The 22,518-nt window shown below is 47.9% G+C and carries 19 protein-coding genes; 13 read left to right on the top strand and 6 right to left on the bottom strand.

The window, feature by feature from the left end; all coding sequences use genetic code 11:
• The first annotated feature begins 100 nt into the window (after positions 1-100).
• The 5 genes from ACEPSU_RS10845 (at position 101) to ACEPSU_RS10825 (ending at position 4,336) form a co-directional block, all read left to right on the top strand.
• Positions 101-484, top strand: coding sequence for a MarR family winged helix-turn-helix transcriptional regulator (locus tag ACEPSU_RS10845; RefSeq protein ID WP_020088696.1), 384 nt, complete (start codon positions 101-103; stop codon positions 482-484).
• 149 nt (positions 485-633) lie between these two features.
• A complete protein-coding gene (locus ACEPSU_RS10840) occupies positions 634-2,448 on the top strand; it encodes an N-acetylmuramoyl-L-alanine amidase (RefSeq protein ID WP_395321584.1) in 1,815 nt (604 codons plus the stop codon).
• A 475-nt stretch (positions 2,449-2,923) separates the two neighbouring features.
• Positions 2,924-3,352 (top strand): Spx/MgsR family RNA polymerase-binding regulatory protein, encoded by a 429-nt coding sequence (locus ACEPSU_RS10835; RefSeq protein ID WP_020088698.1) that lies wholly within the window; start codon positions 2,924-2,926, stop codon positions 3,350-3,352.
• 259 nt (positions 3,353-3,611) lie between these two features.
• A complete protein-coding gene (locus ACEPSU_RS10830; protein WP_020088699.1) occupies positions 3,612-3,800 on the top strand; it encodes a helix-turn-helix transcriptional regulator in 189 nt (62 codons plus the stop codon).
• Between the two features lie 5 nt (positions 3,801-3,805).
• Positions 3,806-4,336 (top strand): DUF3278 domain-containing protein, encoded by a 531-nt coding sequence (locus tag ACEPSU_RS10825; protein WP_260338672.1) that lies wholly within the window; start codon positions 3,806-3,808, stop codon positions 4,334-4,336.
• Positions 4,337-4,428: 92 nt separating this feature from the next.
• Here the strand turns inward: ACEPSU_RS10825 and ACEPSU_RS10820 are convergent, their stop codons facing one another.
• Complete coding sequence (locus tag ACEPSU_RS10820) at positions 4,429-5,208, bottom strand: C40 family peptidase (protein ID WP_395321581.1); 780 nt, start codon at positions 5,206-5,208, stop codon at positions 4,429-4,431.
• A gap of 270 nt (positions 5,209-5,478) precedes the next feature.
• Here ACEPSU_RS10820 and ACEPSU_RS10815 point away from each other — a divergent pair, with 270 nt between their 5' ends.
• The 6 genes from ACEPSU_RS10815 to ACEPSU_RS10790 all read left to right on the top strand — a co-directional run bounded on the left by ACEPSU_RS10815 (position 5,479) and on the right by ACEPSU_RS10790 (position 14,888).
• On the top strand, positions 5,479-6,186 hold the full coding sequence (locus tag ACEPSU_RS10815; protein WP_395321579.1) for an MIP/aquaporin family protein: 708 nt from the start codon (positions 5,479-5,481) through the stop codon (positions 6,184-6,186).
• 361 nt (positions 6,187-6,547) lie between these two features.
• Entirely contained in the window at positions 6,548-8,674 is a 2,127-nt protein-coding gene (locus ACEPSU_RS10810) for a MucBP domain-containing protein (protein WP_395321577.1), read from the top strand.
• 162 nt (positions 8,675-8,836) lie between these two features.
• Positions 8,837-8,977, top strand: a complete 141-nt coding sequence (locus tag ACEPSU_RS10805) for a hypothetical protein (RefSeq protein WP_395321575.1) — start codon at positions 8,837-8,839, stop codon at positions 8,975-8,977.
• A gap of 282 nt (positions 8,978-9,259) precedes the next feature.
• Entirely contained in the window at positions 9,260-11,509 is a 2,250-nt protein-coding gene (locus tag ACEPSU_RS10800) for a MucBP domain-containing protein (RefSeq protein ID WP_395321573.1), read from the top strand.
• Between the two features lie 57 nt (positions 11,510-11,566).
• Positions 11,567-12,454 carry a MucBP domain-containing protein gene (locus ACEPSU_RS10795; RefSeq protein WP_395321571.1) on the top strand — a complete coding sequence of 296 codons (888 nt, stop codon included), beginning with the start codon at positions 11,567-11,569 and terminating at the stop codon, positions 12,452-12,454.
• 343 nt (positions 12,455-12,797) lie between these two features.
• Positions 12,798-14,888 carry a collagen-binding domain-containing protein gene (locus ACEPSU_RS10790; RefSeq protein ID WP_395321569.1) on the top strand — a complete coding sequence of 697 codons (2,091 nt, stop codon included), beginning with the start codon at positions 12,798-12,800 and terminating at the stop codon, positions 14,886-14,888.
• A 68-nt stretch (positions 14,889-14,956) separates the two neighbouring features.
• Here the strand turns inward: ACEPSU_RS10790 and ACEPSU_RS10785 are convergent, their stop codons facing one another.
• Both ACEPSU_RS10785 and ACEPSU_RS10780 read right to left on the bottom strand, forming a co-directional pair.
• On the bottom strand, positions 14,957-15,700 hold the full coding sequence (locus ACEPSU_RS10785; RefSeq protein ID WP_395321567.1) for a sulfite exporter TauE/SafE family protein: 744 nt from the start codon (positions 15,698-15,700) through the stop codon (positions 14,957-14,959).
• Between the two features lie 240 nt (positions 15,701-15,940).
• A complete protein-coding gene (locus ACEPSU_RS10780) occupies positions 15,941-16,642 on the bottom strand; it encodes an SDR family NAD(P)-dependent oxidoreductase (protein ID WP_020088708.1) in 702 nt (233 codons plus the stop codon).
• Between the two features lie 171 nt (positions 16,643-16,813).
• Here ACEPSU_RS10780 and ACEPSU_RS10775 point away from each other — a divergent pair, with 171 nt between their 5' ends.
• Positions 16,814-17,677 (top strand): NAD(P)H-binding protein, encoded by an 864-nt coding sequence (locus ACEPSU_RS10775; RefSeq protein ID WP_395323187.1) that lies wholly within the window; start codon positions 16,814-16,816, stop codon positions 17,675-17,677.
• 18 nt (positions 17,678-17,695) lie between these two features.
• The gene (locus tag ACEPSU_RS10770) at positions 17,696-18,133 is read left to right on the top strand and encodes an Rrf2 family transcriptional regulator (protein ID WP_395321564.1); all 438 of its coding nucleotides are present in this window, start codon (positions 17,696-17,698) and stop codon (positions 18,131-18,133) included.
• Positions 18,134-18,291: 158 nt separating this feature from the next.
• Here the strand turns inward: ACEPSU_RS10770 and ACEPSU_RS10765 are convergent, their stop codons facing one another.
• The 3 genes from ACEPSU_RS10765 to ACEPSU_RS10755 form a co-directional block, all read right to left on the bottom strand.
• Positions 18,292-20,616 (bottom strand): CDP-glycerol glycerophosphotransferase family protein, encoded by a 2,325-nt coding sequence (locus ACEPSU_RS10765; RefSeq protein WP_395321562.1) that lies wholly within the window; start codon positions 20,614-20,616, stop codon positions 18,292-18,294.
• A gap of 9 nt (positions 20,617-20,625) precedes the next feature.
• Positions 20,626-21,558, bottom strand: coding sequence for a hypothetical protein (locus ACEPSU_RS10760; protein ID WP_395321560.1), 933 nt, complete (start codon positions 21,556-21,558; stop codon positions 20,626-20,628).
• A gap of 335 nt (positions 21,559-21,893) precedes the next feature.
• Positions 21,894-22,451 carry a hypothetical protein gene (locus tag ACEPSU_RS10755; RefSeq protein WP_395321559.1) on the bottom strand — a complete coding sequence of 186 codons (558 nt, stop codon included), beginning with the start codon at positions 22,449-22,451 and terminating at the stop codon, positions 21,894-21,896.
• Between the last annotated feature and the right edge of the window lie 67 nt (positions 22,452-22,518).

Below are 22,518 nucleotides of genomic sequence, written 5' to 3'. Positions count from 1 at the left end.
AAAATGAGGGCTATAATAAATGGTTAGCGGGTAAGAATAGTAACATCTTTTTTACCGTGCACACTTGGTAACCCTCAACTGGAAAGGAAGAAAGCAAAAAATGACGCAAACTAACGAATTAAACCAATCCTTGGAATGGTTTTCCCAACTCCAAAAGATTATGCGGCCAGTAACAACGATTAAAACGGAGGAAATCACGATTTCCTTGGAACAATTCAACCTGTTACATGCTATCACGACTCAGCGTGAAGAATTTACCCCAACGCGATTTGCTGGCCAAATCGGTGTTTCCAAGTCAATGATCTCCGGTCAAATCTCACGGTTATTACGGGCTGGTTTAATTGAAAGTATCGCTTCAACGGTTGACCGTCGTCAACACAATCTGAAACTAACCCCAGATGGTGTTAAGGTCTACACGTCTGTTCGCGGCCAAGTAGTTAAACGCCTGAACGGTTTGCATGACGATATTGCCAAATTAATGTAATAAATTTAACTTAATTTACAATTGAAAAAGAAATCCCCTTTACGACTAGAATCTTTCAATCGTGTGACAATTTGGTTAAGATGACCCAACGCTTTAATGTCTTAGCTATAATGGAACTGTTGGAAGAATTTGGAACTGGAGGGGATTTTTTGAAATTACGGGTAAAACTCGGGTTGCTGGCCACGGTTGCAATGGGGGCAACCGTCCTAGGACTGGGCGGTGTTCCTGGAACACCACAAGTAAGCAATACCGTTGTAGCCCAGGCGGCGACGACAATCAATGCCAAGCATCAAGGAATGATTGGTGATGCCAAGACGGCGAACAATGAGGCTTTGCAAGATATGTTAGACAAGTGGGACAGCGATGATCTCACGGTGCATGTGCCGAAGGGCACCTACGTGTTTGATGCGGGGAATATCAAATTACACTCAAACATCACGTTCAAATTTGACAAAGGTGCCGTCTTCCGGATCACTTCAGGCAACCGGGTGAACTTTGTTTATCCAAGTCCCGAAGCGGGTTACGATGGCGGAATCAGTAACGTCAAGTGGGAAGGTGCCACGTTCCAAGGGGACAATACTGAAATGGGCCAAAGCGTCTTCACTCAGAGTGTCCACCACGCGACAAATATTTCGTTTGACAAGTGTGTCTTCGATAACGCCGAGTCACCAACTGGCCACTACATTGACCTCGACGGGAGTCATGATATCGACATCACCAACTCCGTCTTCACGGGTTTCAATGGATCAAAGGACTTTAAAGAAGCAATTCAAGTCGACTATTCGAACGCCAAAGCAATGTCTTATAAGAATCCTGGCGATCAGTACGACAATCTCCCAACGTATGATGTAAACGTTGACAACAACCAATTCTTGCCTGTTTCGAAGGCGTCTGGGCGTGTTATTTCTTATGCCCCTAACCCAATCGGTGAACATGCTATCTATAACGATGGTAAAGCAGGCGTGATTCATGACGTTCATTTTACCGACAATACTGTGGTCGATCCTAAGCCGTTAATGGCAGATGGTGTGGCGACAATTCATTTTAAGAATGTGTCAAACTTATGGATTACTGGGAACAAGTTTATTAATCAACGGGTTCTCGGTTCTGGAAATTATATTTACTTATACAATGCAGAGCCAAACTATAAGATGACCAATTTGAACATTGAAGACAATACCTTTACCAATGTTAATCCAACGAAGCAGTATGTTTATCTTGATACGAGCAATAAGGATAATCCAATGACTGATGTGTCGATTACTGGTAATCAAGCGACGAGTCAACAGACTAAGGTGCCATTTGTGAATAGCAACTTCGCGTTGGACTTGGATACTATCAACATTGCACAAAACAAGATTAAAAAAGCTAAAGCAATTAAGGAAAATGTTACTGCACAACAAACCATTACGAATGCTAGTGTTAGCAACGCAACTTCACAAAAACTGAAGAAGCGTAAGCAGACTAACAAAAATGAAAAGTATTACAATGGGTTAGCAACGCAACACGCGCAACTCAGTAAGAATTACACGGACTACTCGGTTTATAACCATGTTCGTGGTCATAAGAACTGGAACATTCTCAAGTTCAACTGGAAGAAGAATAAGAAGAGCCGGGTCTACATTGATATGCGTGCAACTGCGGATACCGGTAAATGGTATCGAATCCGGTTTAGCAAGAGCGCCAATGCTAAGAAGTACTGGATTCGTAAAGGTGCTCTGCAGTTTGATACCTTCAAGGTTGAGAAGTACAATACTGATGTAACGTTGACGAGAGTTTATCCCGTGTATACGCGACCATATAATGATCCTCTGTTGGCTAAACAGAAGGGGACAACGTCTGACCTTTCTGAACGGACAATTACGATTACACACCGTGTGAAGCGGACAGATTCAAATGGTAATGTCTCAACTTATTACCAAATGGATAATGGACTATGGACGCGAGCACTGGCTTTTAGTTAAAGTACGAAGCAATCTGAAAACTGAATAGACGATGAATCCTTCAAGTTAGTGGTCGATTGGATCGATCACCCGCTTGAGGGATTTTTTATTTTTTTGATTCAAATCAAGGACTTTTATTAATGAAAAATGGTACACTGTTTCCAACCTTTAAGAAATCTGGACCAAAAGGACGCGTGAGGCTTTCATGAGGGCTCAAAAAATGTAAGCCCTAACAAATTCATAAAAATTTCATTTTTCTATCCTAAAAAGGTTGGATTATCTTGGTAAGGTTACTGTAAGCCCGATGTAATGGGATTGCTGGTAAATCACCGGTTTGCAAGATTCTTGCGAAATTATTAAAAGGTGAGCTTAGCTGAGGGTAATGGGTTTCATCATTTCTCATTGTGGTGTACAATGAAAATATAAATTAGCACTCCAACAAAAGAGTGCTAAATCTGGTACCTCATCGAAGAGAAGATAATTGGAGGGCGATTCTATGATTAAAATGTACTTTCATGCTAAGACTACTGCGGTAACGAAGGCCATGAAGTGGCTTGCTAACCACGACGCCATCTTTACTGCTCGTGACATTAAAAAACAACCTTTAACACGTGATGAAATTCTATACATGTTGTCCCTGACCGAAGATGGGACTGACGACCTGATCTCTACCCGTTCGAAGGCCTACAAGGCTTTACCCGACTCCGTGCAAGACATGGGGATGAATGAGCTCGTGGACCTCTTGCAAAAGAACCCAGGGATCTTAAAGAATCCGATTGTCGTTGACCGCAATAAGTTAGCGACTGGCTTCGATTTGGAAACCATCCGGGAATTTGTTCCTGCTGCATACCGGAAGAAGGAACTGGCTAGTTTCTTCAGAATCTTAAACGGTGGCAACAAGAATCTGGATGTCTCACCAGCATAGTAATGAACGCGTAAATAAAGGCTGCTACTCAATTGAGTGGCAGCTTTTTTGTGCAGTTTTCAAAGGCTTTATTCAGCCATGAATATGCTTGTTATGACGTTCTGGCAGAGAAATTACTGAATTGATTACATCTCACGCGTAATTAGTAAGGGGTTGTTTTTAGATTTTTGCAAAAAGTCATATATAGTTGACATATGGATAACACGCTTCTATACTAAAAATGTCATATATATCTAACATTTAAAAAGAGGTGACCTGCGTGAATCGTGTCAGAGAATTTCGGAAAGTTGCTGGTTTAACTCAGTATCAACTTGCCAAACAGGTGGCTGTTGCCCGTCAGACCATTAACTTAGTCGAAAATGATAAATATAATCCGTCACTTGATCTATGTATACGGTTAGCGAAGGCCCTTAATACGGATTTGAACCATTTGTTTTGGGAGGAGTGATTATTATGAAAAAAGGGATAACGTTACGTGATCGAGTTGTAAAACACTTTTTCAATATTTCGGGGGATTTTGACGAATATAAACGTCAGGAAGTTAATCGTATTGGGACTAATGCACTATTGATGTGCATACCTGCGCTGTTATTACCACCACTCATCGCCATTTTTTGGGCAACTACTTCGCCTGAATACGCACTTCTCGGTATCATCTTATTCAATTCAATTTTTTTCGGGGTAGTCGTTTGTCCCTATCTCGCAATAGCTTGTCATCGTGCGCACCTTACAGACAATGAAGTTGACGCCAATGACATGCCAATGGCGTGGGGGCACGTTTTGAAATCAGCTTTGGGACAAGCTATTTACTTTGCAGTCTTCACGTACCTTTTAAAAGCTCTGCTCAACTGGTTCTTCGATGGTGATAATTTTGTCCAGCAATTAGTTTCATTAGGTAACATCAAGGGTTCCGTTCTGGGTGGAATCTTTTTCGGAGTGATAATGGGTATCACAAATTGGGGACGTCTAAAAAAGCAACTCTAATCTTTGAAAGAATAGAAGAACTTGCGCATGAAGAGAGATGTCTTTTAAAATCAAAAAAGTCGCGACTCACATCGCGGCTTTCAAAACTGTCATTAACTTAACGTTGCTGGGCGAGAGTAGCCAACCGTGTGCCACCAGGAAACGTTGGTGGCTTCAGTCACGACACCGCGTAATTGGGCATCAATCATTTTATTGTTACCCAGGTAGATCCCACAGTGCGTGATGTTGTTGGTACTGGTCCCGAAGAAAATCAGGTCGCCAGGTTGCGCATTCTTAGCGCTCACGTGGGTGTAGGCATCGTATTGCTGTTGTGCCGTACGAGGAAGCGTTTGGCCAATGGCCTTGCTGTAGACGTACTTTGTGAAGCCGGAACAGTCAAACGCGCTGGGACCGTTGGCACCGTATACGTAAGGCTTACCCAAGTAGTTTCGGGCCTGCTTATAAATGGAAGCGTAGGTACCGTTACCGGCCGTTGCAGCGTTGGCGGTTGTGGTGTGGGCGTAACTCTTCTTTTGCAGGTAGCCGTGCCAGATCCAACCGGACGCCGTTTTACGCCCATTCGTGACGTAGTAGTAGAGGTACTTCACGCCGTTCTTCTTGATGATGTAACGCTTCTTGGTGGCGTGCCAAGTTGTGTTGGGGTAATTCTTTAGGTAGTGGGTCTTCTTGCCGAAGGTCATGTTGCTGGCAGTGCCACCCAGGTTGTAAGTCCAACCGGTCGCGCTCTTGCGAACGTAGGACGTATCGGTCATTTTACTAGTGCTAACGATTGTGTTCGTGCTGTTGGCTTGCGCCGTTGTCGTGCCTAAACTGATTGCGGGAACCAGGGCAGCAGCAAAGGCAATTGCCAGTCCAATTTGTTTCATATGCATGATTGTTATCCATCCCTTATGTAAAATTGTCATCGCTTAAGTACACCTTCTAAGATAACCTAGAAGTTTTACAGGATGGTTACGCCCCAATATTATTGGCATTACGCTTTTGCCGACTAATGTAATATTACAAGGGTTGGATGATTTTATTGAAATAGTAATATTGGCTTGGGGGGCTGCAAATCAAGCGCCCCTTTGTTTCCGAGTTATGGTAGACTATGAATAGTCTGAAAAATTATTGCGAAATTATAACAAGGTGGGTGTCATTTTATGAATGGATTTATAGGCGAGTTCTTCGGAACCCTGATTCTGATCCTGTTGGGGACCGGGACGGGTGCCGGAATCAACCTCAAAAAGTCTTACGCAACGGGCAGTGACTGGACATTTGTTAGTATTGCGTGGGGGATGGCTGTGACCATGGGCGTTTACGTGGCTGGGATGCTTGGTTCCGATGGGCATTTGAATCCTGCGGTCACGATTGGTTTTGCCGCGTTTGGTTTCTTCCCGTGGGCAGACGTGTTGCCATACATAGCTGGGCAGTTCTTGGGCGCTTTTGTAGGCGCTGCCATTGCCATCCTTCAGTTCTATCCGCATTTCAAAGCAACGCCAGATGAAGCGGCCGGGAACAGCGTCGGTATCTTCGCGACTCGGCCAGCCATCAAGAATCCCTTGTTTAATTTCATCTCCGAAGTTGTGGCAACGTGGGCGTTCATCTTTATCCTTTTGAATATGGGCGACTTTACGCAGGGACTCAAGCCGTTCATCGTTGGGATTCTGATTATGACCATTGGGATGGGTTTGGGGAGTACCACTGGATTCGCCATCAACCCCGCGCGTGACTGGAGTCCGCGTCTGGCTTACACCATCTTACCCGTTCCTAACAAGAGTTCCGCTGAATGGAATTATGCGTGGGTACCGATGTTTGGGCCACTCTTAGGGGGCTTACTAGCTGCTGGGTTGCAGGCTTGGATCAAGTAGCGTTTTAGCAATTTAATTTTGAAGAATACTACCGTAGCTGGTAGTATTTTTTTGTGATGACTTTTCCACATTTGAAATTATGTAACTTTAGTATTTTTGATGAGATAACATATGATTATGGAGATGCAGAACGGCTTATCACTTGCTATAAAAGGAAAACTCTTAGGGATGAAGAATAACATTAGACAAATCAAGCAATATATCTACCTGTGAACTTTCACGTGTATATCCTAGCTATTTCTGATAATTCTGGTTATAATGAGGGTACCAAAGGGGTCGTACTTCTGGTGGGATGTGTAAATCTAAAATTGAAGATGAATGCGGGATACTTTAGCTGAGCAATCATTAAGGAGGAGCAACAATGACTAACTCACGGCATACCCCCCAACACGGTAAAACTTGGCTCTACACTGGTGTGATCACAGCCAGTCTGGGATTGGGTTTACTGGGGACGCAATCAGTGGCTGCCCATGCGGATACAGCTACTGACACGGACGCGAGTCGTCTAGCAACAACTGAGGCAAACCCTCAATCACAGGAGGTAACACTAAGAACCACGGCCAACGACCAGCCAATGACAACCGAAGTAACCCCCGATGTGCCGGTAGAACCGGTCACGGACGTTACGACTACAGGGACTGAAGATATCGAGGATAGCATAGTTGAAGTGCCTGGAAATGAAAACGCTAACACAAACGGATCAGTAAACCCGGCAACTAGTGAACCAACGTCACCGCCGGCAGCACCAGCTGAAATCACGGAGACGCCAGCGATTACGCCACCACCAGCGGATACGGCTCAAGCGTTGCCTAAATCCGCCCGAGCTGCAGCGCCAGTCGCTTTGACGGTTAAGGCGACACCGCAAGTCAAGGCGGATATTGATCAGTGGATGCCTAACGAGACGCTGCAGGATTTGGTGTGGCAACAATTAAAGCGGGACAATAAGGATCGCACCTGGGCCAGCGCGAAGGACGTGACTCAGGAAGACATGTTGCTGCTGAAATCGCTGAGTGCGCAGGCATTTGGTGTGTCCCTCTATATTGATGGGAAGACTGAATTTTCATTGGCGGGGCTGCAATATGCGACAAATCTAGTTGATTTAGACCTCTATAACAGTTTGAATATTCATAACAACGCTTTTCGTGGCGACATTGTGGATATTAGTCCGTTGCGGCATTTGGAAAACCTAGTTTCAATTCAGTTGGGAAATAATCGAATTTCCGATATTAGTCCCATTGCTGGTTTGACTAAGGTTAACAAGTTGCAAATTGGGAATAACTGTATTGCCGATTTATCTTCGCTGAAGGCGTCACAATACACAAAAACCTTTAATTACGATGCTCAGGTCGTCGAACAATCAGTGGTCTACGTGAATAAAAAGACCCGGACTTATACGATGACCAATCCGATGAAGGCGCCCCAAGGGGTTACCTTGACGGCAAGCGTGGGTGGTGATCGGACCGGAATTCCGATCTTTCCGATAGGAATCCATGATCACCCGCAGGCCAAGGTCTACTACAATGGTGGGACTTCAAAGCCGGTGGGTGACCAACTGGTTTACACCAATATCGTTGATCAGATAATGCCTGGACCAACGACCAGTCCGTTTGCCGGCTACGATGCTTACCCTAACGCGTACACGTACTTCCTGACTTCGACCTATATTGATAGCAACTCGGGTCGGGTAATCAACCTGTTTACGCCATACGTGATGGCCGATGAAGCCGAACCGGTCACAGTAAATTACGTGGATGAGAAAGGAACGGCCTTGAAGGCACCGGTGACGTTGACCGGTATGGTTGGTGAAAGTTATGCGGCTGAGGCAGAAAGTTTTGAAGGGTACACGCTGACTAAGACGCCTACCAATGCCAGTGGGACGTTTGGCGACAAGGCTATCACGGTGACCTTCGTCTACAAGAAGGATGGCGGTACGGTCACGCCACCAGTTGATCCACAGCCTGATGTCACTGTCACGATTACCGTTCAGTTCCAAACGGCTGATGGGGTCAAAGTAGCGGCTGACCAGCTGCTGACTGGGAAAACTGGGGAGACCTATACGACTTCACCAGCTACCGTAGATGGAACGAAGTATGTCCTTGTATCAACGCCAGGTAATGCCTCCGGAACGTTTGGAACCAGTGATGATACGGTCACTTATATCTATGCGGAAATCGAGGATTCTGGTGACGGTGACGGGATAACGACCGAGCCGGATGTTGATGAGCCCGATGGTGAAGATGCTGATGATGGCCAAGTGACTGTTGATCGGCCGGATACGTCAACAGGTAGTCAGGGTGACCAGATCAGTGGTCATCCGACTGGAACAGCTAGCCAATCGCCACAACAGCTAGCAGTAAAACCAGATGGTCAAACTGCGACAACCCTACCGCAGACTGATGAACGGACAGTGTCTCCGGCCTGGGGCGTGGCGCTATTACTAAGCGTCCTTGGATTCCTAGGATTTAAGTCTCGGCGGAAAGATCGGTAATGAAGTTTGAAGGAGAGGCCTCTAAGTGAGGGCCTCTTTTTTTTTCGGAAAATAACGGGTTGTGACTCTAAAGTAGTCCGACCGTCGTCCGTATCCCAACGGCAAGTTTCCAGGCAGAAGCAGACAGCCGAGGCACAACATCATGGTGATGCTGCAGCTAAGGTGGTTACGCCAAAACATACGGCATTTCACAAGCATTACATCTGGCAGTCACTGTTGTTCTGGTGGCTCATCGTTGGTGTGATCATTGGGCTTTGGTTCTTCTTGGCCTATCGGCGGCGCCGGAAAGATCAGGAAGAATAGGCGTAGGTATAGCGTAGAGTTAGTCAGAAATGACTGGCTTTTTTTATTTGAAAAATTATATTTTGCCCAATTTTAACGTGCACTAATGAATCTTATTAGGGATCACTTTGTGAAAATTCACAAGTGGAAGCATTAGCTTTGGATTTTAAGTAAAGAGCCTATGGCGTACTTGGGTTTACTATACTAATTTGTGTTGGAAACGGTATTTTGAATGAACAGTTCCCGTTCCATATCAAGTTTTCAAACGAATCGATACTTGGCTTGTTAGAGGAGAGATGAGTGATGAACCAGCACATGCAGACCAAAACGCATTACAAGATGTACAAAAAGGGGAAGACGTGGGTAATCGCCGGAATTATGAGTGGCACCCTGTTGTTTGCGCTCAGTGGTGTGACGGCCCAAGCAGATGAACAGGGGGCAACGCGCGAGACGCTAGAATCAAACGTTAAAATGAAAGCGCCTACGGTTTTGAATCAGAAGGTCGCTTCAACGACGACCGCCAAGTATTCGGAAAATCAAAAGGATCAGCAAGCTCCAGCAGTAATAGAAGAATCAGGCGTATCAACGCCAATCGTAGGGGAGTCGGTGGCTGAGCCAATTTTAGCTGGCAACGCCGCGTCATCCGGTGGGAAGATAGCACACAAGGAAGAAGGTGACGCGACTGCTCAACCGCTTCAGGCGGCGACAACGACTGAAGCCCCTGCAAGGACTGAGCTGAGGGCGAGTGACAAGTTGCCTAGGCTTGCACGAGATAAGAGTGACGTTACGAAAGCTAAGACGCTCAAGGCAACTAAGGACACAGGCACCATTGATCAGTGGATGCCTAATAAGACGCTACAGAAGTTGGTTTTGATTCACTTAAGAAAGCTGGATAATAGTAAAAAATGGAATAGTGTAGCGGATATTACGCAAGAAGATATGAAATTATTGAAAAAATTTTATGCTTTGGGTGAAGACGGATACGATACGTACATTGACGGTAAAACCGAGTTTTCTCTAGAAGGGCTGCAATATGCAACTAATCTGACCGTCATTATGATGGGAGCTACGCGGAATTATGAACCTGGCGCGTTTTATGGCGACATTGTAGACGTGACGCCATTAGCGAATTTACAAAATCTACAATTAGTCTCGCTCGATTATAATCGAATCGAAGATGTGACGCCATTAGCGAATTTAAAGAAGGTTACGGATATGCGGCTAGAGTTTAACCACATTCGCGATTTTTCTCCTTTGAAGGGCAAAAACTATGAAACATTCACGTCTATGGGGCAACTGATTATGCTCGATCCAGTGATGGTTAATAGTGAAGACAGGAAGGGCCATCTGCAGATTCAGTGTATCGATATTAACGGTAAGGTGGTCCCGTTATCCACTAGGCCAGGAACAGCGGTTCCGGTGTTTAATAGTCCATCTAATGGTCCAGTTTATCGTCTTTATTATACCGGAGGCGTTGGTACGCCTGATGGTCAAGGGGGACTTAACTTTACTGGGATTCATGATCAGAAGCCTGGTGTTCAAGATCCGCCTAATGATTGGACGAGTATTGATGTTCTGCCTGATAAATATTACCTCATGGGGAGCAATTTATCAGATAAGGGAATTTATAATTTTGCGGTCATTCAGCCTTATGCGATTTCTACGTCGGCCGCCAGCGTCACAGTCCATTTCCAAGATGAGGCCGGTAAGTCATTAGCTGACGACGAAGTTTTACCGGAGAAACTGATTGGGGAAGATTACACCACTACGGCAAAGGAAATAGACGGCTACACCCTGTTGAAGACGCCGGCAAATGCGACGGGTAAGTACGGTGAGAAACCTACGGACGTTATTTACGTTTATGCCAAAAAGAGCGATCCGGTTAAACCACCGGTAGTGACGCCACCAACGGAACCTACAACACCACCTACAACACCACCTACAACACCACCTACAACGCCACCAACAGTGCCCACAAAGCAGACAAATGTAACGGTTCATCACCAGACGGCGTCGGGCAAGCAGGTGGCTGCGGATCAAGTACTGACGGGTAAGCCTGGCGAAAGCTATACGACTCAGCCAGCCACGCCTACCGGTTATAAACTGGTGGTCACGCCGGCCAATGCTAGCGGTAAGTTTGGGGATAGCGATACGACAGTCACTTATATTTATGAAGCCGTTGAATCTGGGACTGACGGTGATGGTGGGACAACTGGTCAGCCCGCGCCGACTGCACCTGGGGATGGCGATACGGATACTGGGGACACCGTGATTTCAGGTGGTGGGTCTGGTGACCTGATCCATCCGGAGAATGATGTGATTAATCAAGGTGGCCTGGGCAACTTGGTTGAGAGTCAGGCTGGTCCACAGCCCACACCAAATCCAATTACGGGGAGTATTAGTCCTTTAAACGCAGCCAGCCCTGCAAGTGGTAGTGACAACGCGGCCACCGAGTTGCCACAGACTGGTGAGCGCCAGACCTCAGCTCTCTGGGGAATTGCTCTGTTGACGACACTGTACAGCCTACTGGGGATTAAACGAAAGATGAAATAATTTGTGCTAATTACTGGTGAACCGTCACACGACGAAAAGTGGTGCGGCGGTTTTTGCGTGTCGTACGGGCTGAGCACCGGTCAGATTGATGATAACGAAGGAACCTGGACGGCCGCATTGGCTAGTGGCGTGACCATTGCGTATGGCGACCTTGACCCTAATCTGCCAACCGAAGATATTGCAGCTTGGGCCACCACCGCTGAAGATGCCACGGATTGGTTCAGCGTTCAACGCATTTCTGGCAACAAGGTAGCGCTGATGTTTACCGCGAAGGATGATGTGCCAGACGGAACCTATACCGTCCACATCATTAACCAGAGTTATGGCGCGCTGTGGGGGTACAGTGCCTACATTACCTTCAAGCTTGAAAATGAAAAGCCAGTTGATCCTGGTAATCCGGGGACACCAGATCCGGGCGTTACCACCGGAACCGTCACTATCGTCAATGTCGATCAGGATGGGAAGGTCATCAGCCAGACGCAACAATCTGGCAATGTTGGCGACGCTTTTACCATCAACGCCCAGAAGTTGCCGGGTTATCAATTGGTCGGTAACGACGTCGCGAGTGGCACCTACACCGCGGCAGGGCAGACCGTCACTTTCACCTATCAGGCTGTGAGCACCGGGGGCGATGGGGACCTTATCGATCCTGACACGCCAGTAGTTGATGACGCAGGTGATGCCGTGACTGGTGGGGATGCTGATCGGATTGCCCCTGGTAAGCAAGCTCAGAAGTCGACGAGCAAACGTGCTGGGGCGGTGAAGCTGAATGCAAAGGCCACAACGGCAACGACTCAGCGAGCTACTCAGCAACAGGTGGCTACGGATGTGTCGGCTACCTTGCCACAGACCGACGAGGCTACCATGTCACCATGGGCTGGCTTAGCCTTACTGCTCGGTGGTGCACTGACCGGTTTTGTCTTGAATCGCAAGCGGCGGCACTAGCTTTGGACGGCGGCGCGATTAAGGACTTAACTTTTTAAAGTATAGTTAGCCAACGGCTCCGACAACCAACGGTCGGGGCCGTTTTAGGTTGCCCACTACTAATACCAATGTAAAAAATGGTGATTTGGTCTCACAAAATTTCAAAATAACCGTTAATTTTGTGAAACCATGCTGTATGACTGGTTCGCCGAACTAACAATCTAACGATAATATTATCTCGTTAAACTACATAAGAGTTAATTTGTTAAATTAAAAAATAATTTCAAAATAACGTTGAATGTTCCCCCGGAGAGGACGAAAATAGGGATGGAGTCTTATAGTGAAAGGTAGGGATTTTGTCGATATGGAAACGAAACGAACGCATTTTAAGATGTACAAAGACGGTCGTAAGTGGGTCTTCGCCTGCGCAGTGATGCTTGCCATTGGGGGTGGCGGCATGGTGACGGCCAACGCTTCGGCAACCGAGAGTAGCAGTAGTAGCTCAGTCTCTTCTAGCATCGTGGGGTCTGCTGAGAGTAGCAGTAGTGGTGTCAGCGGTAATAGTAGTGCTAATAGTAGCAGTAACAGTAGCAGCGAAAGCATTAGCACTAGTAGCAACAGCACTAGCGATAATGGTGGGTCGAAGCAGAACCAGTCAGAAAGCACACTGGTCTCCACAGCTGAGACGACCACTGAGACTGATGGTCAACATCAGGGAGACAACAATGCTTCCGGAACCACGACGTCTAATAATAAGCATCCAAAGAAAGTAAGAACGTCTAAAAAGAATCTTTATAAAATGGCGCACAAGGCGAATACAGCAGACATTAACAAACGCCTGATGACCTCTCAGGAGCGCCTTTCGACGGATTTAGCTAACGCCAAACTACGTGAAAAGGTCAACGCTTTGGTTGAAAAGGCTCAAGACAAGTATCTGCCAGCCACGACCACGGCGCTTGAACCTTTGTCAGAAGCCGAAATTCAAGCCGGTGGAACCGTCTACGATGACTATCCAGATTTGGATAACCTGTTAGGAGTCTCTTCCGTCTTCCATATTTTTGCCCGAGAAGCTGAATTGAACGCCCATACCAACGGGAACGTTGCCGTTCAAAACCTGATTGGGAATGTGAACTTCGGGACGAATGTGATTGAAGAATTACTCGACAAGGATATTTCCTACATACAGAACTTTACCAATATTGCTGGTAGTTCCTTTGTTTCTAAAGGTAATACCCGTGAAAATAAAGTGGTCTTTGGGGAAGGTATCAACATTGATATCAGCAATCCCAACCGACCAATGGTCAACGGTGTCTACATCGATCACCTCTTGGCGGATGAAGTTTACCAAGACCAGAATGGCCAGACGTATATCGACTTCGATGCCGAATTTGCTAAGCTGAAGACGTTGAATGAATCTCTGGCAAATAAGGCTAGCGAGGTTAGCTATAGCAACAGTGACTTTGCGGATGAAAATAACCGGGTCATCGACATCAGTGATATGACGCCAAATGCCAACGGTCAAATCGTCATCAACCTGTCGCCAGATGTTTTACAAAAGGATCGGCCACTGACCATCAAGGGCTTATCACCGGACGCTGATGGGAATACCGTGATCATTAACGTGGACACGGGTGGCCAGGCAGATTATGACATCAACTCGCAGATCAAGATCGTCTACAGCGATGGTAGTGACCGGAACAACCACGAAACAGAAGACTTCGGGGACAATCACTTACTGTGGAACTTCTACGACAGCACCGCTAGTGACAAGCAGTACGGTGGTGAAATCAACGTCAATGCGGCATTCCAAGGTAGTATGTTGGCACCGTCCGCAACGATTGTCGCCAACCAAAACATTGATGGGAACATCATTGCCGACAAGGTCATCGTTAAGGCGGAAACTCACCGGTGGGATCTGCAAGGTAACGGTGATAACGAAGAGGAAGAATTTGAAAAGCCAATTCACCCCGGTATCGATGTGGAATTGCCAAACATTGAAGGGCCAGACGTTGAGGAACCAAATACCGAAACGCCAGGAACTGAGGAACCTAACATTGTTGACCCCGATACCGAAGAACCTGGTGAAGAGGGCGAGGAAGGCGAAGAGGACCTGACCTATGAACATGAGCATCCAAACTACGCCGAGGATGAAGTGGTCGAGGACTACTGGGACGATTTGATTGCCGATGAAGCAGAGACACCATCCGCAGCGCATGCGAGTGAAGAAGCTCTGTTACAGCGGGTTGACCAAGCCATTGTAGCGGCTAAGGCTCAAGGCAATGCACAACGAGTTGCTCAGCTTCAGGCACTGAAGAACCGAATCCTGGCCGACTTGGGTGGCTTGCCACAAACGGGTGAAGCCCAGAATAACTGGGCACCAGCCGTTGGGGCAGCACTCTTAGCTAGTCTGTTGGGAACGTTGGGCGCCGTCATGATTAAGAAGCGTCGCGACTAAATCTAAGGATTAAAAAACGTCAATCAGCGTTCGCTGGTTGGCGTTTTTAGTCGTGATTAGGTTAAGTTTTAGAAGACCATTTTTAAGGCCATGAAGATGATCAGTACGCCCATAAAGGGCTTGAGGTAGGCGTTTAGCTTCTGCGGGTCTGCGTGCATCAGGAGGCGGGGCGCACAGAAGGCTCCCAGCATTGCGCCAATCATCAGACTAACACCGATGCTCCAGTTGACATTATTGGCCGACATGTGGAAGATCAGGCCAATCAGGGTCGTCCCAACTAACACGTAGGCCGAGGTAGCTGCGGCTGGAATCATATCGAGACCGAGAACCAGCAGGCCGGCAATGATTGGGCCACCACCGGATAGACCGGCAACGCCGACCATCAGACCACTGAGCACACCGTAACAGGCGGCTTGCAGGCCCTGATGGTGGATGGGCTTGCTCTGGCGATGACTGAACCGTTTGACTAGGATCTGGACCCCCAGTAAGAATAAGATAATGGCGACCAGCCAAGTGTACAGCTTGATTGGGATGTCGGGGGAAATCAGGGCACCTACGATAGTTGCCGGAATGGCCGCAATCAGCATTTGATTGCCGACTTTAAAATGGATCTGACCGGTGCGGTAGTGCCCGTAAGCGCCGACTAGGAGGGATGGAAACGCTGTGAACAGTGAGGTGGCCGCTGCCGAACCGGGAGCTAAATGAAAGACGGTCGTGAGCAGGCCAAGATAAATGGCTGCTCCACCGCCACCGGTTGAGATAACCAGTAGCCCAACTAAAAATCCTGTAATTAGTAAAATTAACCATGTCATAGCATGACACATCTCCTTACCCGCTAAAGCAACTGCTTTCCAGTGTACAAGTCGGGTGAGATGACGTCAATTTATTCTGTTGTGGCCAGGGCTCCGATGGTGTGGGGACGGCCTTGAACGGTATCTCAGGCAAATTGGCGTAGCGCGTAGTTAAAACAATTGGGAATAGAAGTAAAAACTGGCATCGCGGCGCAACATGATCTGTTGCGTTACGATGCCAGTTTTGATTTCGATTGAAAGTTAGAATTTCACTGGGACGATGACGCCGTTGACGTAGCTGGCGGCATCGGAACATAGGAACAGTGCCGTTTGGGCAATCTTGTTGCCGCTAGGTGTGGTAGGAACCGTGATGCCCAGTGGAGATTCGGCGTCCTTACTGCCGGGAGCGATGGCGTTGGTTCGAATCCCAGCGTTTTGATACATGAAGGCCGTATTCTTTGTCAGGCCGACCACCGCGTGCTTGGAGGCAGCGTAGGCCGCACTGGCCCGGTCACTGGTATCGCCTTCAACCGCGGCAATGTTGAGGATAACCCCGGCGTCTTGGGCGGTGAATCGCTTGAGGGCTTCACGCGTGGCCAACATCACGCTGGTCGTGTTGACCGTCATGACTCTGTCCCACAGCTCGTTGGTCAGCGTATCGGCGGGTGCTAATTTATCGAGCATCCCGGCGTTATTGACCAAGATATCGAGGTGGCCAAATTGGTCAACAGCACGCTGGACCATGGCCGTAACATCGGCGTCTTTGGTGACGTCGGTGACCGCTGCGATGGCAGTTCCACCAGCGGAATTGATGCCATCGACCACAGCATTCAGCGCTTCGGCGTTACTGTCGGCAGCGACGACCTGGGCACCTTGCTTGGCAAATAGCTCGGCAATGGCTTGGCCCTTACCAGAACCGGCACCAGTGACGATTGCAACTTTATTAGCTAATTGTTGAACCACGTTACTCACTCCTCATCAAAACTATTTTTAGGTTAATGTATCTTAACTTTATTATAGTCGTTTGTGGCGAATAAGCAGTGCAATTTGTCAAAATCTGAGGTGAGTTGATGGACGAGGAGAGGTTTTGATGTTATCTTTAAAGTAACAACTAGTCTAAAGGAGTCCTTCATGATGAAATATGTCGTTACGGGTGCCGCCGGTCACTTGGGTACCCAAATTGTTAAAGCCTTAGCCCAATTAGTTGCGCCACAGCAGATGACGCTCGGTGTTCATACGCCGGCAAAAGCCGCAACATTTGCGGCCCAGGGGATGACGGTCCTGCCGTTGGATTATCGCGATTCCGATACGGTGGCCACCGTCTTGGATGCTGCTGATGTGGCTATTTATGTTCCTAGCAAGAGTCACGACAGTTTTAGCCGCGTGACGGAATTTGAAAACGTAATTGCGGCGGCTGAAAAGGCACAGGTGGGGCATTTGATCGTGATGGGTTTCATTGCCGATCAGACGAACAATCCGTTTGACCTTTCTGCATTTTACGGCTATGTCCCGCGCAGATTGGCAGGCACGAACTTGAGTTACACTATTTTACGCAATGCACTATACGCTGATCCATTGGTACCTTACTTGCCGGAATTGATCGAACGCCACAATGTTATTTATCCCATGGGAGATGCGTCACTGAGCTTCATCAGTTTGGCCGATAGTGCAGCTGCCTTTGCCAAGGTAGCTGTTACCCCAGCGTTGTGGCGACAACCCATGTACACACTGACCCAGGAGCGTTCATACACGATGCCAGCGCTTGCCAAGGTCCTCAGCAACGTTTCGGATGAGGCCATTGGTTACGCGCCGGTCACACTCAGCGAGTTTGCGGCGCTGTATAACGAAGGCGGCGAAGGTCACATGTTGGCTTCCATGTACGATGCCGGAGGGCGTGGCCTGTTGGCGACGGTGACCGATGATTACCGTCAAATTATGGGCCAACCCGCACAGAGCCTACCAGACTTCTTAACGACGGCTTTAGCAACAACGAAGTAATCAAGGAGGTCGTGGACCATGCGATATTCCCATAAACTTAGTGATGCCGTGCATATTCTGGCGTATGTTGAAATCTACCACGACGATGATTTATCCAGCATGGCGATCGCTCAGAGTGTTGAATCCAATCCAGGGCTGGTCCGGCGTTTGATGGCCGCGTTACGAACGGCGGGTTTACTTGCGACACAACGGGGAACGGCCACGCCGGAAATTACGCGTGATCCAGCGGATATTTCACTCTTGGATATTTATCGAGCGGTCGAAACGGATGATCATCTCTTGCACATCGATGATAAGACCAATCCACAGTGTATCGTGGGTGGCAATATCCAGGATACATTGCGCGAGGCCTATGCGACGGTGCAGACAGTGGCTGAAACTCAGATGGCCACTATCACACTAGCTAGCCTGATTGCGGATATTCGGCAACGGCGACAGCAGAAAACGCGATCTTAGGTTACTTTGAGAGTAACAGTTTTGCTGATGGATAGCGAGACTAACCGTATCTAGTGGGTCAGCTGTTTCAAAGCGCGATGATTAGTGAATTGAATAGATCACAAAAACTCCCATGCTGGCGAAATTACCGGCATGGGAGTTTTGAAATTGCTGAAAGCTTACTTTAAATCGTCTTGATCGAAGAAGGCGTCAACCACGCGTTGGGTGGCGTGCCCATCTTCCCAAGCGTTGAATCGCTGACTGAAAGTCCGGTAGGCCGCCGCATAGTCGCGAGTGACCTGCGGCAGGTTGTGCAGCGCCGCTAAGACATCGTCGTTGGTCTTCAACAGGGGACCAGGTAAATCTTTTTCCATATCGAGGTAAAAGCCTCGTAGGACGCTCCCGTACTTCTCGTAGTCGTAAACGAAGTAGAGAATGGGGCGCTTCAGGATGGCATAGTCGAAGAACACACTGGAGTAGTCAGTAATCAGGACATCTGAGATCAAGTAGAGTTCGGCGATGTCGTCGTAACTAGATTCGTTGTACACGAAGTCACCAAAACCAGTCGTATCCAAGTGTTCCGTGATGAAGTAGTGGGTCCGTAAGACCAGTACGTACTCATCACCCAGTTCACGACGCAGGCGGTTGATGTCGAGCTTCAAGGTAAACTTGTAGTCACCGACACCGTAGTAATCGTCGTCACGCCAAGTTGGTGCGTAAAGGATGATCTTCTTATCCTGTGGAATGCCTAACTGTTCCTTGATCTGACGGGCCCGCGCGTCGCGGTCCGGGACACTCAGAATATCGTTACGTGGATAGCCGGACTTCAGCATCTTTTCGACCGGATACATGAAGGCGTGCTCGAAAACATCCACGGAGAACTGATTGGCCGTGACCAGATAGTCCCATTGACGAGACTGCTGGAAGAAAATCTGCTTGTAGAGCGGATTGGCACTGGCCACGTTATCCATATCAAAAACTAAGTGCTTTAGTGGCGTCCCATGCCAAGTCGCCAGAAATTTGGTGCCGGGTCGTTTGACGAACCACTTGGGTTGGCGCATGTTGATGACTTGGAACTTAGCGGTAGCCAAATAATACATGTACCGCCAGCCGAATCGTTTTACCACGATTGTGTTGGGACGCTTATCCGGCATACCGGTCACGCCGGGATTGGAGATCCAAACGTGTTTGAACTGACCAGGATAGTTGGCTTGCAGGTAGTTATAAACGGCCTTGGGGCTGTCTGAGAAATTTCGACCCAGGAAGGATTCATAGAGAATTGTCTTGGGCTTAATTGGGAGCTTGGTGAACCACCACATGTAGGAGAGGCGTGTGATACCGCGGCCACGATGCTTGATCACACGGCCTAACTGGCGTAAATGTACGATGCGGTTGATGGCGTGATGTGGGTAGACCGGTTGACGCCGAATTTTGTTGAGAATGTGACGACTCAACATTGAAATTTCGCCAAGCGCTTCCTCATCGACCAGTTGTAGAAAATCATGAAGCTGTGTAATCAGCTGTGGAACGTTAGAGATAGTCGACGTGTCATCGTCATCGACCGTGGCCCCGGTAGCTAAAGCCATGTATAGGTACCGGTGAATTCGGTTCAGACAATAGCGACTAAAGGCCAGATGGAGACCTTCGTCACTAATGTTAGCCAAGCTGGTGTGCCAAGCCGCCAGTCGTTGTTGCCAGCGGTCAGGTGCTTCAAGTTGGTGAACAGAAGGCTGGTTGATCGGATCGTTGTGCTTTACGCGGATGTAGGTTGGGTCGGCCAAGCGAAGATAGCTGCTAGTCCGGGCCATAACTTGCGTCAGGAAAGCATAATCTGGGTAAAGGGCATTGGAAGTGTCGAACACCAATTGATTATCTTGAACCAAGCGGCGGTCGATCACCTTTCCAGTGATTTTCAGTTGGCGGTTGAATTGGGCCCACCGGTCATCACCGGTGCAGCGAACGTACTTGTGCTGTAGCCAATTAGCAGCGACGGGTGCCAGCTGTTGATCAGACGAAAGCTGGCTAAGCATCGCCTCATTCAGATTGACGGCGCGGTTCTTGAGCTGCCGCCGCTTAGGACCGCCCCATTTAGGAAGACTGTCCGCGATGGGTGCCTGCTCTTGACTCGCCACGAAGGACGTGTGAGGTTCATAAGTGGGATATTGATACAGGTCAGCCAGCGTGTCGGCAGAGAGTGGTTGGATAGCTGAAATTTCAGCTAAGGCGCTAACTGTCAGGTAGTCATCGCTATCGACAAAGACCAACCAATCGCCGACTGCGGTGGCCATGGCGGCATTGCGTGCAGCGCCAAGAGTCGAGCCATCAAAGCTGACTTGATGTACAGCAAAGGGCAACTGCCAGTCGGGGGTGGTTAAATCGAGTGGTGTATTTAGGGCAATTAGCCATTCGAAATCATGCGTGGTTTGATTGACTAGGTTTTGGCGAAGTTCTAGTAACTGAGATAGCTCTGCAGGTTGGCAGGGCGTGATTATGCTAAATTTCATGAGGGCCTCCTAGTAGAACAACTGATGTGCCAGACGAGGCGATATCAGTTGTAAAAGTCCAAGGCGAGACCAACGATGGGTAGGCCCAGTGATCAGTTGTTTGATACGTGTCATTAAGGTTATGTGTGCCTGCTTGGATAGTTGTTTATGACTAGCCGTTGTTAGCAAGAAATTAAGCTGGCGTTGTACGTAGTCCGTGTATGCAGGTTGCCACATAACATCCAGTTGGGCTGTGTCAACCTGTGTCAGTTCATCAAGCCAAGCGATGGGCGTAGCTTCAGCCCACATTGAGCGTTGAATTGTTGGGACGTGGAGACGCACGATATCCGTACCTTGCCGCAAAACGGCAAAAGCTTGGGCAGCCGATACGAGTGGCAGAGTTGGTATCAACAGTTCAGTTGGTAGTAGAATGCCCGTTGGCCGGATGCGTTGGGTCATCTGCCGAATGTTCTGCAGGTTCGTCTGAACGCTGTAACTTTGAAGGCTCCAGAGGGTGAAGAGCCGTTCATCTGGGTCGTCGATGCTGGCCGTGGCGACTTGTCGATAGGTTTGTTGCAGACCGGATTCTTGATGATCAGCAACGTACGCCATAATCTGGGCATCCAAGTCCTCTGACGAATCAAAAGCCGCCAGACTAATTGGGCTGCCAGTGTGTTTTGCCATGACTTGCGCCCACTGGTGAAAGGCACCTGGAAGGACGTGGTCAGTTTCTCTTAAATTAATGAGATAGTTGTGTGGTGTTAAAGTCGGTTGCAATTGATTGACCGTTAACCCCCAGGCAACAACTTGGTCTTGTTGTTCGGGCGTGAGGGCCTGATCTGCTGGTAATTGCAGATTAAAAGAGGCGTCCGCAAAGTGTTGACTGGTCAACTCCCCGACGAGTGTGCTTAAGCACGCCCAGTCTAACTGGTTTTGCGGCACAATATTAACAAATACGTGCATTATTTTTCCCTTCTCCGATGAGGTATGTAGCTAATTATGAAAACGTGACAAAGCTATAACGTACCTATTATACGGAGTTTAGCAGGCCAATGCACCAACTATTTTGAAACGGATAAAAACTTTAATAAAATCGTGGATTAAGGGGAAAAAGAATTTGTTGGAGGAAAACTGCGATGGCGATATAGATACGCAAGTAGCCACCCGTAGAGCAATCGATTTGGCCTTACAGGTGGCTACTAAATTAGTAGAAGTGGTCTGCGTTTTCTGACTGAGTGCTTAGTTTTACTAAAGAGGGGTTGCTTGATGATTAGTGATGCCCCAATAATCACCAATCACTAGCCGACTGTAAAGCCGGCACCGTGACCACCATAATTGGTAAACTTCCCATTGTGTTCATGAATGCCCCAGAGGACGTAGGTTCGGTTACCGACTTGTTTGACTTTTTCCTTCATAAACGAAACGTAGTTACCATCAACGTAGGAGCCGTAGACGATGTTTGCGGATTGCCTTTGGCGCTTTAGCTTTTTTAACTTGATCGCATATTTTTTATGTAGTTTGTTGATCTTGCGGGTCAGCGTCTTGGCCTGCTTTGCAGAATAGACGGTGCCTTTTTCTTGGGCAACGGTCTTTTTCAAACGGTTGAGGAATTTGATTTTGTGCTGGAGGACATCCTTCCAGGCAATAGAGAGACCCTTCGCGTTTAGGGTCGCCGCTTTGAGTGCTTTCTGGTTTTTCTTAATGAAGTTTTTTCTTTCAGTTCGCAGGGATTGTTTACCGGATATCTTAGAGGCAGAGATGTTAGTTGCCGGTAAAATCACCGTGGTAGCTAGGATGATAACGGTCAGAAATAACCCAATGATATGGCGAGGGTTGCCAACTTTTGGACGTTTCATGGAATTCTCCTCTCACTTGGCTGGACGGGGCGGTATTTAAGATGAAACAACAACCCATCTTTAACAG

Source organism: Levilactobacillus parabrevis (assembly GCF_044051715.1).
Classification (GTDB): domain Bacteria; phylum Bacillota; class Bacilli; order Lactobacillales; family Lactobacillaceae; genus Levilactobacillus; species Levilactobacillus parabrevis.
Note: the sequence above shows the minus strand (reverse complement) of the source record. Positions and strands in the feature narration are given on the sequence as shown.